Below are 13513 nucleotides of genomic sequence, written 5' to 3'. Positions count from 1 at the left end.
GTTGTTATACTTACCCTTTAGGTAATTTTTTGCATGATATTTACCAACCAAATTATCGCAGTGGCAACATGCCGCACGCCCTATAAACAAAAATTTGGCATTCCAAGACAACCCGGACTTGTTGAAGCGCGCGGCTATATCGAACTAGAGCCCCATGTGAATCATATCGATGCGGTGCGTGGCATAGAGCAATATTCCCATCTCTGGTTGTTGTTTTGTTTCCATGAGAATCTTGCCCAAGGTTGGAAAACCACAGTGCGGCCGCCGCGTTTAGGCGGCAATGAAAAACTTGGCGTGTTCGCCACTCGCTCCACTTTTCGCCCCAATGGTATAGGTCAGTCTGTAGTGAAATTGCACGGCGTAGTGCAGCGCAAGGGCAAAGTGTGCCTCGAAATTTCCGGTATGGATCTGCTTGATGGCACGCCGATTATTGATATTAAGCCATACATTCCTTTCTCAGATTCTATTACCGATGCTGTAGGCGGCATTGCCCAAGACGCGCCTAAACTGATTTCAGTGGTGTATTCTGACCATGCCAAGACACAGATTGAGCGTTACGCCCTGCAGGAAACCTACACAGATTTAGCTCTGCTTATCCGCGGTGTGCTGGGGCAAGATCCGCGCCCCGCCTACAAAAAAGCCAAGGACGATCCTAAGTTATATCAAGTCGCCCTCTATGATTTAGATGTGTTCTGGCAAATGGCGGTCGATGACAATGACCAAGAATACATCTTAGTATTGGAACTCAAACCGGGGAAATGTGGCTAAATGTCCGCGCCAACGCCTACATCAAAACCTGATTATCAAAGCCAGCATAAAAAGCGGCTCTCTTGGATGCCGTGGCTGTATTTTTCTTTAAAAGAGAAACATTTAATCTGGGCCAAACCTTGGCAAGACGATATTCAAGCAAAACTTTGTGCCCTCGAAACGGTAACTATCGGCGAGCACTGTTTTATCGCCCCAGAGGCGCAGTTATTTGCCGAACCCAATCGTGATATCCGCATAGGTAATCGCTGCATGATCGCCGCCGAGTGTTTTTTGCATGGGCCTATCACGCTAGGGGACGAAGTGGCGATTAATCATGGTTGCTCCTTCGATGGCGGCAGGGTCGGGATTCAGATAGGCAATCAAACCCGCATCGCCAATAATGTCACCCTTTACGCCTTTAACCATGGCATGGCACCAGATACCCCCATATATCAACAAGCTGCCAACTCCAAAGGCATTGTTATTGGCAAAGATGTGTGGATTGGCGCTCAGGCAGGCATAGTCGATGGTGTGACCATTGGTGATCACGCTGTGGTGGGTATGGGCAGCATAGTAACGAAAGATGTGCCCGACTGGGCGATAGTGGCAGGCAACCCCGCCAAAGTGATTGGTGATAGACGGGATAAGTAAGCAGTAAGGATTATCTTGATACTAGCAGTGACGAAGTCACGCTCTAACAGCACAGCGCTCTTCCTTTCGTTATCCGTTATCCGTTATCCGTTATCCGTTATCCGTTATCCGTTATCCGTTATCCGTTATCCGTTATCCGTTATCCGTTATCCGTTATCCAGCATCAAAAAATGCTATTTATCTCCCAGCTAGTTGAATTTAACCTAAATCCCTAGGTGACATCACCAAAGCAGGTGATAAAATGGCGACCATTCAACTCAAATTTGGACATCGGTAATGCGCGTCAGCAAGTACCTGCTATCAACACAGAAAGAAACTCCTGCCAACGCAGAAGTCATTAGTCATCAATTAATGTTACGTGCGGGCATGATCCGTCGTAACGCGTCGGGCCTTTATAGCTACCTCCCCACGGGCTTACGTGTACTGCGTAAAGTCGAAGCGATTGTTCGTGAAGAAATGAACAAAGCTGGTGCAATTGAAATTCTAATGCCTATGGTGCAACCGGCAGACTTGTGGGTAGAAACGGGTCGTTGGGAAAAGTTTGGTCCCGAGCTGCTGCGCTTTAAAGATCGTCACAATCGCGACTTCGTACTGGGGCCAACCCATGAAGAAGTGATCACCGATCTCATTCGTAAAGAAGTCAGTTCATACAAGCAATTACCGCTGAATCTTTACCAAATTCAAACCAAATTCCGTGACGAAGTTCGTCCACGTTTTGGCATGATGCGCTCACGCGAATTCTTGATGAAAGACGCCTACTCTTTCCACCTTGACGTCGATACCATGAATGAAACCTATGAGGCTATGTACACAGCCTATAGCAACATTCTATCGCGCATGGGCTTAGCTTTCCGCCCAGTTTTAGCTGATACGGGTTCAATCGGTGGCAGCATGTCACACGAGTTCCATGTTCTAGCACAAAGCGGTGAAGATTTAATTGCTTACTCAACGGGCAGCGATTATGCGGCTAACATTGAGAAAGCCGAATCACCTATACCAACCGAACCACGCGGCGCAGCCACTGAAGCATTGCGTTTAGTCGATACCCCAAATGCGAAGACCATTGCGGAATTAGTTGAGCAGTTTGGTTTGGATATCACTAAAACGGTCAAAACCTTGATCGTTAAAGGTGCGACCGAAGCCGCTCCGCTAGTGGCGTTAATCGTTCGTGGTGACCATGAACTCAACGAAGTCAAAGCCGACAAGTTAGACTTAGTCGCATCACCATTGGAAATGGCGCCAGAAGCGCTGATCCGTGACGCCATCGGCGCAGGTCCAGGTTCACTTGGCCCTATCGGTCTTAAAATCCCTATCGTTATCGATCACAGCGTTAGCGTAATGAGCGATTTTGCCGCCGGTGCTAACGTTGATGACCAACACTATTTTGGTATCAACTGGGAACGCGATCTGCCGACAGCGCAAGTTGCCGACATCCGTAACGTAGTCGAAGGCGAGCCAACACCTGATGGTTCAGGCACTTATGCTATGGCACGCGGTATCGAAGTGGGCCATATTTTCCAACTGGGCACTAACTACTCTAAATCGATGAACGCGACTGTACTTGACGAAAATGGCAAGTCACAGGTGCTACTGATGGGTTGTTACGGTGTCGGCGTGAGCCGTATTGTGGCAGCAGCCATCGAACAAAACTTCGATGACCGTGGCATCATTTGGCCAGAAGCGATTGCGCCATTTAGCGTGGGTATTCTGCCAATGAACATGCACAAGTCGCACCGCGTAACCGATATCGCCGAGCAGTTATACAAAGACTTAAATGAAGCGGGTATCGAAGTGTTATTGGATGATCGTAAAGAGCGTCCAGGTGTGATGTTCGCCGATATGGAACTGATTGGTATCCCACATACAGTGGTGATTGGCGATCGCAATATTGATGCTGGCGTATTTGAATACAAAAACCGCCGCACAGGTGAAAAACAAGATATTCCATTCGATCAACTGCTCGACTTCCTGAAAAACGCAGTTAAAGGCTAAGCCTTAACGCGAAATGTAGACAAGCTGAAGATCAAAAACAAAACGCACTTGAGCCCAGCTTAAGTGCGTTTTTTATTGGACTTTTTATTGACCTTCATCGTTCACATTGGCTCGCAACATGACTTTTTATATGCGGCTGTTTACCGCTGTATTTTGGGCAAGGTATTTTGCGCTAACAGGTACTGACTCGGAGCGACACCCATCAACTGCCTAAACATATAACCAAAGGCTGAACCCGAGGCATAACCTAAGGATAACGCTGTAGTGAGCACAGATTCACCTCGGCTGAGCATTTGAATCGCCACCTGCAATCTAAGCCTTTGCAACCATTGGCTATAACTCAGCCCTGTTTGCTGTTTAAATAATCTCGCTAACGTGCGGGCAGAGGCACCGACCTCCCGCTGCCAATCAACCAAAGTACGTTGCTCACTTGGATCGGCAAGCAAAGCCTCGGTAATGCGCAGTAATTTTTTATCCCTAGGATAAGGTAAATCCAAGGCGACCTTAGGGGCGAGTACCATAAAATCACGGATCACCATCAAGAGCCGCATGACGCGATCCTTAAAATCGGGATCAATTAGCCCAGCCTCACTCTTCACTAAGGCATTAGCCTCTTGCAGTAATAACTGCAAAACAGGCTTCACACTCAAACAAGTGCAGTCGGGTGGAAACCCGCCTATCCGGGTTTCATCCAAATACAGACTACTCAATTGCACCTGACCTAGCGCGATAACCTCATGATCGACAAAGGGAGGCACCCACACCGCTTGCTCAGGCGGCACAATGTAACGCCCCGCAGGCGTGATCACACTCAACACACCTTGACTGGCATAAATGACCTGTCCCCAAGAATGACTATGGCGCTGCACATGTTCAAACGGCTTGAGTGTTCGCTTAAGCAACATGATGGAGGCACTTAGCCCTGCGGCGGCTAAACGTGAAGGCGCGACCTGCGTGTGCTGAGTAATATGCTGCTGGGATAAATGCGTGTCAGTGACTTGATTCAAGGTGTTATCGCCCAAGGTGATTTTTATATCGAAGCTTCTTTTCGTATTATCGAGCCTCTTTGTTTAGAAGCACCTCTTTGTTTAGAAGCACCTTTATGTAAAGAAGTGTCTTTATATCTAGACATTAAGTCAATCTATCGAGCTAACGCCAAAGCAGCAAGCGCTAACATGCCCTCTCAGATTTAACAAATTGGAGATGACATGAGCATCCACATGAATAAAAACCGCGTTACGCCCGTCACCTTACAAAAAATGAAAGGCAAAACGCCCATAGTTGCCCTCACCGCCTATGAAAAACCGATGGCAGAACTTATCGATCCCCATGTGGATATGATTATCGTCGGCGACTCCGTCGGTATGGTGGTTTATGGGCAAGACTCTACACTAGGGGTTACCTTAGAAATGATGATTAACCATGGTCTTGCTGTCACTCGCGGCGCAGCACATGCCTGCGTTATTATCGATATGCCCTTTGGGAGTTATCAAGAATCGCCTCAGCAAGCCTTCAGACATGCCAGCCAAGTATTAATACGCACAGGCGCGCAGGCGGTAAAACTTGAAGGGGGCGCAGAAATGCTCGACACCACTCGTTTTTTAACCCAGCGAGGGATCCCTGTAATGCCACACATAGGATTAATGCCGCAACACGTGAATCAATTGGGTGGATTTAAAACCCAAGCAAGGGATGCTGCCGCCATCGAAGCCCTCGTTAGTTTAGCGAAAGACTTTGAGCAAGCAGGCGCTTTTAGCATACTGATTGAAGGCACATCCGAGCTCGCGGCGCGCACAGTGACGGCAGGAGTCTCAATCCCAGTTATAGGCATTGGTGCCTCACCCGCCTGCGATGGTCAAGTGCTCGTGACTGAGGATATCTTAGGCTTATTTTCTGACTACACGCCTAAATTTGCTAAACGCTATATCGACTTAGGACCATTGATCACTAAGGCCTGCGCCCAATATGCCCAAGAAGTGAGGACGGGTGAGTTTCCAACATCGGAGCATTGCTTTGGCCTCAGCAAAACGACCAAAGTTACAGCGGATTAATTGTCTAAAGCGAAATGTTCCAGCAATCGAATAAACGATAAATCGAAATTTACAACTAATTGAGTCTACCGACTTGCTTTTTATAGGGGGGCGTTGCTTTAATAAAACTATTAAAACAATAAATTGAGTCTGAAGATTGCCTACATCAACTGCATTAGTCTTAGGCGGTGGCGGCGCTAGGGCGGCCTACCAAGTCGGCGTGTTAAAAGCACTGGTCCAGCTTTATCCACGCAATCATGGTATTCCCTTTAAAATTATTTGCGGAACCTCTGCGGGTGCCATCAATGGCACCGCTATCGCGACCCATGCCTCTTGCTTTCACCTTGGTGTCAGAAAACTCGAATGGGTTTGGCGTCATTTTGAAACTCGAAAAGTCTACCGAGCTTCGATCACAGGTGTTCTCAGCCATCTAACGAAAATGGCCCTCAAAGGCATGCAAGATGATAAGGTCAATACCGATGCAGGCAGTCTGCTCGATAATGATCCGCTCAGAGGCTTACTCAATGAGCTCATCGACTTTAAACGTATCGACCGTAATATCCGTAATGGCTCACTGACCGCGCTAAGTGTTGATGCCTCTTGTTATAATAACTCTCGCTCAGTGACCTTTTTCCAAGCCGCGAAAGAAATCGAAAACTGGACCCGTGCCCGTCGCAGTGGCGAACGTATCATGCTCAATACCGAGCACCTACTCGCCAGTTCGGCAATCCCTATGGTATTTCCATCCATTAAACTCAACCAAGCCTATTATGGTGATGGTTCAGTCCATCAGCTAGCACCGCTCTCAAGCCCTATTCATTTAGGCGCCGAAAAACTCTTAGTCATTAACTTAGAGAGCCCGCACAAGCACTTTCCTATGGAACTAGAATATCACCCAAAAACAGCGACAATAGCGGGTCATCTGCTCGATACCATCTTTTCAGATACCTTAAATAGCGACCTTGAGAGACTAGAAAGGATCAATAACACTTTAAGCCTGATTCCTGAGTCAAGCCGTAACAAACTCGCCTTGCATCCGATTAAAGCCCTAGTCATCAAACCTAGCGAAGATCTCAGCAAAATTGCTGCCCGCTTCTATGACGACATGCCATGGGCCGTTAAAACCTTACTCGGCTTCATTGGTATAGACAGGCAATCAGACTCAAGTATTGTGTCCTACCTACTCTTCGAAAAAACGTATACCAGCGCTTTAATCGACTTAGGCTATAAAGATGCCATGGAAAAAATCGATGAACTTAAAGATTTCTTTTGTTTAAAATAAGCTAACGATTTAATCAGTTTCTTCACTAAAAACCATACCAAATGGATAGATATAGCTTGAATATTAGTGCCGAAATTCAAACTTTCGCATGAGCAAGAAGATGGATTTAACATTGATAATTTTGTTTGCATCGCTTACTATGCTGTACTAGATTATCAAAAAATCATGCACATTTTTTCAAAAAGGGAATCACGATGAAAAAAACTTCACTAGCACTTATCGTTGCAATGACAGCATTCAGCTCTATGGCTGCAAATGCAGTTGAAGGCAAAGCAGCAGGCGCTAACGCTGCAGCTAACAGCACTGGTTTAATCGTTGCTGGTTCTGTTGCTGCTGGTGCTGCGATTGCCGGTGCTGTTGCAATCTCTAACAGCTCTGATGGCAACCCAATCACGAGTACAGGTACTAACACTACCACTGGTACTGGCAACTAATCAGTCGGATATAGCTATCAAACAACCGCCTACTGGCGGTTGTTTTTTTTGTTTCTCTAGAGAAACGTGAGAATTACTCCATTTCTTGAAATAAATCTCACCTCTCTCTACATTTGATATTTATGACTATTGAGAATAAGCAACTCGGATGCGTATAAATAAAAAACTACTATCACTACTCACAGCCTCCATTGCATTAATGGGAATTTCTGGCTGTAGTCAACGAATTAGCGCCCTCAACGATACGATGAAATTGGCTTTCGTTGGAGATAGCGATATTAAGCTCACAACCGAGCAAGTGAAAGCCAATCCCTATGCCAGCATTTATGTCAAGATTGATGACACACCCCAAGCATTTGTTGTTTTAGCCTTTGCGGAACCGAAACAAACTCTCACCTCAGTCAGACCCGTACCAGAAGTAATTGAGTTAAAATGGCTCTCCGCGGATAACGCTATGTTAGTGACAGTGAACGGACGTTTAGTAAAAACTCAAAGTCTACTTACTGGCAATTTAGCCGCAATAGAAAGCTCTGAACCCGATCCTATTCTCTTAGGTTTGCATTTAAGCAGTACCCCTAAAACTTGGACTCGAACTATTGATTGGCAGCCAGGATACCATTATGGATATAAGATTAACTCGCAGTTTTCTTTTATTGCCGAGGAAGAGATACTCATCAACGATACGCCAACTCAAGCTCTGCATTACAGTGAGCTCGTATCAGTGGAAGGCCTGAATATCCAGTATCAAAATGAATTTTGGTTAAAGCCAGATAATGGACACGTCATTAAAAGTCGCCAGAAGATAGCACCAAATCTACCTTTTATTGATATCACTTTACTTAAGCCATTTGCATCCTAGTGGAACCATTATGAGATATTACATAGCGCCATTGGCACTTGTACTTAGTTCGGTATTAACGACAACTGTTCAGGCTGAAACTCAGCTATTCATCAGCACATCAACAAATCAAGATGCTCAGGTTCAACTGAACTATCCTGCAGCAGTGCGTATTGAGCAAATAGTACAAGATGGATTAGTCCAACTTCCAAAATATAATAAAACCAATCAAAATGAAGTCGTGCCTATTTATTGGTTAGGTGCAGCATTACTCGATATTGAGAATACCACCGTATTAGAGACTAAACGCCAGCAAGTCTTAACCCTACTATCCAAAATGGGCGAAGCTAAAGACGACAGTGCTTACATCGCCAAGCTAGCTAAACTTGCACAATTCATTCGCAACTTAAAACTTGGACAACGTGTAATACAACCACTGGATGTTGATGTTATTCGAATTAATGATTCGTATAATGCGCTGATTAATGGTCGTTTTCTATTAGTTTTACCGCCTCGCCCAACAACCATCACCGTACTTGGTGCAGTGGCTCAAACGGGGAGTTTTACATGGCAGAATAAACTAAGTAGCAAAGATTACCTTAAGCAAGCAGGCATACTAGATAATGCTGAGACTAGTTTTATATGGATAATTCAACCCGATGGACAGGCAATAAAACAACCTATCGCCTATTGGAACCATCAGACTCAGGATATTGCACCTGGGGCAACACTTTACGTTGAGTTTTCAAGCGGCTTTGGTGACGACACGAGTTTGAATGAAAACATGATTGAATTACTCAGGAATCGGGCTCTGTAATGAAAAACTCTCTCCATTCTTTAGGTCGTCTATCCGCACTATCTTTGGCACTTTTGCCACTATTACATGCGACTGCCGATGAATTTAGCTATCCCACACTCTTAGCCTCGCAATCAGATTTTGGCGGTGTTGGTTTAATGCAGATGCCAACGGGGCGTATGGCACCTGAAGGCGAGTTTAATTTTGCCACTAGCTATAACGACGAATACCAACACTTTACGGCCTCTGTACAACTTTTCCCTTGGTTTGAAACCACAGTTCGTTATACCCAAGTACAAGACTTACTCTATAGTAGCGACCCCAGTTTTAGTGGAAACACAAAATACACGGATAAGGGCATAGACTTTAAAGTCCGTCTACTTGAAGAAAGCAACTGGCTACCAGAAACCTCGATTGGTGTCCGTGATTTTGGTGGCACAGGATTATTCGATGGTGAGTTTATTGCAGCCACTAAACGAGTTGGGCCGTTAGATTTCACCTTAGGTATTGGCTGGGGATATATCGGTAATAGCGGCAACCTGACATCGGATAAAAAAGATCTCAACTATAACTGCGATCGAGATACGTCCTATGGTGGTAAAGGTGGCACAGTTGATTATCAACGTTGGTTTAAAGGTTGCGCGGCCCTCTTCGGCGGTGTCGAATATCAAACGCCTTGGGACCCACTACGCGTCAAAGTCGAATACGATGGTAACGACTACCAATCCGACTTTCCAGTTGTTCGCGGCGGTATTGCTATGCCACAGGACAGCAAATTTAACTATGGCCTATTATATCGGTTCGGAGACTGGGGAGATCTGCATTTAAGCTATGAGCGCGGAAACACTTGGACGCTTGGTTTTAGCCTACAAACGAATTTTAATGAGTTAACACAGATTAAACGCGATCCTGCTGCAGCGAAATATAAGCCAATTCCTGCGGCACCGTTAACACATGTGCAAACAACCAATACGCCATTAGATAGTGTTAATTCTTCAGAACAAACGCCTGCAATACCCAGCGCCACCTTAGATACCACAACCGAAATCGCTGACGTTCATTTAATACAGCCACAAGAGGGCATGTTAGAAACAGCAATTAACTGGTCGAAAGTAGCACAGGATCTACAATCCATTGCGGGCTATAACAATCCTAAAATTTACCTCGACTCTGACAGCATCACTGTCGTTGGTGAGCAAACTAAGTTTCGAGATAGAAATGAAGCCCATCAAAGGGCGGCAACCATACTCGCCAACAGTAGCGATCTAACTCGAATCAAAGAGTATCGCTTGATTGAAACTCACTATAGCCAGCCAATTACCGAAACTCGTATTGATGCGGAAAAATTTGCGCAAGTAGCAAGTTTTGGCTATCTGAATGCGAAGATTACAGACGCAAGTCAAGTCAGTGTCCCTTCATTACCTCAAGGCCAACTAGTCACACACTCAGACAAAAATTGGTTAGACAAGCTTGGCTTTGATATTTCACCGACTATGGTGCAATCCTTCGGTGGTTCAGAAAGCTTCTACATGTTTAATATCGGTGTTACAGGTAGTGCCAACTATCGATTTACCGATAACTTCGAATTTGGCGGTTCTCTCTACCTTAATTTATACGATAACTACGATAAGTTTTTATATGACGTGCCACCAGACGGCACCGACTTAAAACGCGTAAGAACCTTAATCCGTCAATATGTTCACGATAACCCAGTGAGAGTTAATAACCTGCAACTCACTTGGATGGACAATCTTAGCGATAATATTTCCTATCAAGCCTATGGTGGCTATTTAGAGATGATGTATGGCGGTGTTGGTACTGAGTTTCTATATCGCCCACTTAATAGTCAATGGGCCTTTGGGTTCGATGTTAACTATGCTAAGCAGCGAGATCCCGATAGTATGTTTGGGTTCTTTAAGGATGAAAATCAATTTGACCCTCTCACCAATCGTGCCTATCGAGTTCAGACTGGCGTAGTGACTGGACATGCAACAGCTTATTACCAACCGGAGTGGTTTCCTAACACCTTACTCAGAGTCAGTGCAGGACAATATCTCACCGAGGATAAAGGCGTGACGGTTGATTTCTCTAAACAGTTTGATAGTGGTGTTATCGTCGGCGCATTTGCGACTAAAACTAATCTATCGGCAGATGAATACGGTGAGGGAAGCTTTACCAAGGGATTCTATATTTCAATCCCATTCGATCTAATGACGGTTAAGTCTACCCATAGTCGTGCTTTCCTATCATGGATGCCGTTGACCCGTGACGGCGGTCAAATGCTTGGCCGTAAGTACAACTTGTTCGATGTAACTGATGCACGTGCGCCTTGGTATACCAGACCCAGTGTTGACCCCATTAAATAATTAGTACGCAGTAAAACCTCAAAACGGGCAAGATAATTCTTGCCCGTTTTGTTTTCTGCCATTAGGACTAACTTACAATAGTAAAATCTGCACTGCCAAATTAGCTCACTACTTTATTGGCGATTTAATCCCATGTGGCGATGAACGTAAGTACTGTGGCGGCGCTTTCACAGTTGCACCTAATATTGCTGCCGCATGCCAAGGCCAATGTGGGTCATAGAGCATAGTGCGAGCAAGTGCAATAGCATCAGCCTGTCCTTGTTCCAGAATCGTTTCCGCTTTATTGGCATCCGTAATTAATCCCACTGCAATCACAGGTGTGTTTACCTCAGCTTTAATGGCTTCGGCAAAAGGCACTTGAAAGTGTTCTGCAACAGGGATTTGTTGTAGCGGACTTAATCCACCTGTACTCACATGGATAAAATCACAGCCTCGGGCCTCTAATGCTTTTGCCAATACTAGGCTTTGGGTTAAATCCCAACCGCCATCAACCCAATCGGTTGCCGAAATCCGCACACCGAGTGCCATCTTAGGCGATATCACTGCTTTAATTGCATCGAACACGGCCAACAATAAACTCAAACGATTTTCTAAACTGCCACCATATTGGTCAATGCGTTGATTCGATAGTGGGGATAAAAATTGATGAAGTAAATAACCGTGAGCAGCATGAAGTTCAATCGCATCAAGCCCTAATCGTTCGGCACGTTGCGCCGAACTGACAAATGCCAATATAAGCTCATCAATTTCATCCAATGTCATCGCACTCGGTAATGCTGTACCTTCGTTAAAAGCCTGCGCGGAAGGCGCTATCGTCTGCCAACCATTATGTTCATCGGGTGCAATAGTGCCGCCACCTTCCCAAGGTTTTCGAGTTGATGCTTTACGCCCCGCATGGGCGAGTTGTATCGCCATTGGCATACTTGAATACTTGCGAATAGATTTGAGGGTTTTATCTAAAGCAGCCTCCGTTTTGTCATCCCATAGGCCTAAATCTGCATAGGAAATTCGGCCATTGGGCAGAACAGCGGTAGCCTCTAAAATAAGCATTCCCGCACCCGATAACGCCATGCTCCCTAAATGAATCGTATGCCAATCGGTTGCTTGGCCGTTTTCTGCCGAATACTGACACATAGGCGCGATGATAATGCGGTTGGCTAACTCGAGTTGACCTAAGGTTAAAGGCGAAAATAATAAACTCATAGTCATTCCTTTTAATACAAGCAGTAATTGGCTTTATGAGGGTGTACTGGCGTTGCTATCTCTGGTGGATAAAATCGGTGCAGCAATTAATGGCCAATCAATGGCAAACTCAGCACTGTTCCAAGCTAAAACGCTTTCATCTTCAGGATCATAATATTGGGTACATTGATAAATAACATCAGCATAATCAGTAAGAACATAAAAACCGTGCGCAAAGCCCGGTGGGATCCACATTTGCAGGTGATTCTCTGCGGATAGCACTCGCCCAACCCATTTTCCATAGGTGGCCGAGTCAGCCCGAATATCGACGGCAACATCAAAAATGCTCCCTGCACAGACCCGCACCAATTTACCCTGCGGTTTTTGCCGTTGAAAATGCAAGCCTCGCAGAACATTGTGTTGCGAACGACTCTGGTTTTCCTGCACAAATACGGGAAGCTGAAGTCCTCTTGCAGTGAAACAAGCATCAAAATAGGATTGCCTGAACGTTTCCTTAAAAAAGCCACGTTCATCACCGAACATTTGGGGTTCAAACACCAATACTTCGGCTAATTCTGTTTCGCTATATTTCATCCAATACCTGCTTATAGAGTCATGCACGAAACAGCGAAATAGTAGGGTATAAAAAGGATCAATCTATCCCGAATCTCAGCTTGCATAAGTGTGGCCAAAGGGTAATAAATCATTGGTTTATCATAAATGGGCAGTAATTGCTTACAGACAACCTGCGTCATAGGATAAAGACGCGAGCCAGTACCGCCCGCCAGTAAAATGCCTTTTCTCATTGAAATATTTAGGATTGATAAGCCATGTTGAAATGCCAAGATTGTAGCATACAAAATGTCGCGAGCAGGAAGAACAGATAACGGGGCTGTTGGCTGTTAATGCAGGAAAAACAACGCAACAGAATATTAAACCGCAAAAGCTAAATACCATGTTGGCTCAGTAAGATTTCAATTCGTCTTTTACTTAATTGTATAGGGTCTAGTTAAATGAACACTGCATAACGTTAGGGATCAAATTGGATCTATGTGGATTAGATGGGATCGTAAAGTGGATTAGATCTAGATACAGCGCGGGGCTCAAGGTTTTTAAAACTTGGGCCCCTTACTTATTTTAAGTATTCCGTAATCTGAGCAGGTTTGAGCACTCCTTTTAAAATGTGCTGATTTAG

Annotated in this window: 13 protein-coding genes and 1 pseudogene; 10 read left to right on the top strand and 4 right to left on the bottom strand. The window is 45.1% G+C overall.

Features of this window, described 5'->3' with window-relative positions; translation table 11 throughout:
• The first annotated feature begins 33 nt into the window (after positions 1-33).
• The 4 genes from tsaA to CKQ84_RS16030 all read left to right on the top strand — a co-directional run bounded on the left by tsaA (position 34) and on the right by CKQ84_RS16030 (position 3390).
• On the top strand, positions 34-768 hold the full coding sequence (gene tsaA, locus CKQ84_RS16040) for a tRNA (N6-threonylcarbamoyladenosine(37)-N6)-methyltransferase TrmO (protein ID WP_105252034.1): 735 nt from the start codon (positions 34-36) through the stop codon (positions 766-768).
• Positions 769-1398 carry a DapH/DapD/GlmU-related protein gene (locus tag CKQ84_RS16035; RefSeq protein ID WP_105252033.1) on the top strand — a complete coding sequence of 210 codons (630 nt, stop codon included), beginning with the start codon at positions 769-771 and terminating at the stop codon, positions 1396-1398.
• Between the two features lie 27 nt (positions 1399-1425).
• Positions 1426-1590 carry a hypothetical protein gene (locus CKQ84_RS23780; RefSeq protein WP_216822558.1) on the top strand — a complete coding sequence of 55 codons (165 nt, stop codon included), beginning with the start codon at positions 1426-1428 and terminating at the stop codon, positions 1588-1590.
• Between the two features lie 84 nt (positions 1591-1674).
• Positions 1675-3390 carry a proline--tRNA ligase gene (locus CKQ84_RS16030; protein ID WP_105252032.1) on the top strand — a complete coding sequence of 572 codons (1716 nt, stop codon included), beginning with the start codon at positions 1675-1677 and terminating at the stop codon, positions 3388-3390.
• 140 nt (positions 3391-3530) lie between these two features.
• On the opposite strand, the gene CKQ84_RS16025 is transcribed toward CKQ84_RS16030, so the two are convergent.
• Positions 3531-4412 carry a helix-turn-helix domain-containing protein gene (locus CKQ84_RS16025; RefSeq protein WP_105252031.1) on the bottom strand — a complete coding sequence of 294 codons (882 nt, stop codon included), beginning with the start codon at positions 4410-4412 and terminating at the stop codon, positions 3531-3533.
• 186 nt (positions 4413-4598) lie between these two features.
• On the opposite strand from CKQ84_RS16025, the gene panB reads away from it, so the two are divergent.
• The 6 genes from panB to CKQ84_RS15990 all read left to right on the top strand — a co-directional run bounded on the left by panB (position 4599) and on the right by CKQ84_RS15990 (position 11136).
• Positions 4599-5441, top strand: coding sequence for a 3-methyl-2-oxobutanoate hydroxymethyltransferase (gene panB / locus CKQ84_RS16015; RefSeq protein ID WP_105252029.1), 843 nt, complete (start codon positions 4599-4601; stop codon positions 5439-5441).
• A gap of 136 nt (positions 5442-5577) precedes the next feature.
• A complete protein-coding gene (locus CKQ84_RS16010; protein WP_028761134.1) occupies positions 5578-6702 on the top strand; it encodes a patatin-like phospholipase family protein in 1125 nt (374 codons plus the stop codon).
• Positions 6703-6896: 194 nt separating this feature from the next.
• Positions 6897-7136, top strand: coding sequence for a hypothetical protein (locus CKQ84_RS16005; RefSeq protein ID WP_105252028.1), 240 nt, complete (start codon positions 6897-6899; stop codon positions 7134-7136).
• 148 nt (positions 7137-7284) lie between these two features.
• Positions 7285-7995: a YjbF family lipoprotein gene (locus CKQ84_RS16000; protein ID WP_105252027.1), complete on the top strand. Its 711-nt coding sequence runs from the start codon at positions 7285-7287 to the stop codon at positions 7993-7995.
• Positions 7996-8005: 10 nt separating this feature from the next.
• Positions 8006-8791, top strand: a complete 786-nt coding sequence (locus tag CKQ84_RS15995; RefSeq protein ID WP_105252026.1) for a capsule biosynthesis GfcC family protein — start codon at positions 8006-8008, stop codon at positions 8789-8791.
• Positions 8791-11136: a YjbH domain-containing protein gene (locus tag CKQ84_RS15990; RefSeq protein WP_105252025.1), complete on the top strand. Its 2346-nt coding sequence runs from the start codon at positions 8791-8793 to the stop codon at positions 11134-11136. Before CKQ84_RS15995 ends, CKQ84_RS15990 begins: the two co-directional genes overlap by 1 nt.
• 108 nt (positions 11137-11244) lie before the next feature.
• Here CKQ84_RS15990 and CKQ84_RS15985 read toward each other — a convergent pair whose 3' ends face one another.
• The 3 genes and pseudogenes from CKQ84_RS15985 to CKQ84_RS15975 form a co-directional block, all read right to left on the bottom strand.
• Positions 11245-12339, bottom strand: coding sequence for an NADH:flavin oxidoreductase/NADH oxidase (locus tag CKQ84_RS15985; RefSeq protein ID WP_105252024.1), 1095 nt, complete (start codon positions 12337-12339; stop codon positions 11245-11247).
• A gap of 33 nt (positions 12340-12372) precedes the next feature.
• Complete coding sequence (gene rfbC / locus CKQ84_RS15980) at positions 12373-12912, bottom strand: dTDP-4-dehydrorhamnose 3,5-epimerase (protein WP_105252023.1); 540 nt, start codon at positions 12910-12912, stop codon at positions 12373-12375.
• A 53-nt stretch (positions 12913-12965) separates the two neighbouring features.
• Positions 12966-13124: pseudogene (locus CKQ84_RS15975) on the bottom strand (sugar phosphate nucleotidyltransferase); the annotation flags it as partial.
• Positions 13125-13513: the final 389 nt, after the last annotated feature.

Origin of the sequence: Shewanella sp. WE21 (assembly GCF_002966515.1) — a bacterium.
Classification (GTDB): domain Bacteria; phylum Pseudomonadota; class Gammaproteobacteria; order Enterobacterales; family Shewanellaceae; genus Shewanella; species Shewanella oncorhynchi.
This window is presented reverse-complemented; position numbering and strand designations above follow the sequence as displayed.

Excerpts from the sequence above, each read along its gene's own strand:
- tsaA (WP_105252034.1), top strand. The coding sequence starts at position 34 with ATGATATTTACCAACCAAATTATCGCAGTGGCAACATGCCGCACGCCC.
- CKQ84_RS16035 (WP_105252033.1), top strand. The coding sequence starts at position 769 with ATGTCCGCGCCAACGCCTACATCAAAACCTGATTATCAAAGCCAGCAT.
- CKQ84_RS16030 (WP_105252032.1), top strand. The coding sequence starts at position 1,675 with ATGCGCGTCAGCAAGTACCTGCTATCAACACAGAAAGAAACTCCTGCC.
- panB (WP_105252029.1), top strand. The coding sequence starts at position 4,599 with ATGAGCATCCACATGAATAAAAACCGCGTTACGCCCGTCACCTTACAA.
- CKQ84_RS16005 (WP_105252028.1), top strand. The coding sequence starts at position 6,897 with ATGAAAAAAACTTCACTAGCACTTATCGTTGCAATGACAGCATTCAGC.
- CKQ84_RS16000 (WP_105252027.1), top strand. The coding sequence starts at position 7,285 with ATGCGTATAAATAAAAAACTACTATCACTACTCACAGCCTCCATTGCA.
- CKQ84_RS15995 (WP_105252026.1), top strand. The coding sequence starts at position 8,006 with ATGAGATATTACATAGCGCCATTGGCACTTGTACTTAGTTCGGTATTA.
- CKQ84_RS15990 (WP_105252025.1), top strand. The coding sequence starts at position 8,791 with ATGAAAAACTCTCTCCATTCTTTAGGTCGTCTATCCGCACTATCTTTG.
- CKQ84_RS15985 (WP_105252024.1), bottom strand. The coding sequence starts at position 12,339 with ATGAGTTTATTATTTTCGCCTTTAACCTTAGGTCAACTCGAGTTAGCC.
- rfbC (WP_105252023.1), bottom strand. The coding sequence starts at position 12,912 with ATGAAATATAGCGAAACAGAATTAGCCGAAGTATTGGTGTTTGAACCC.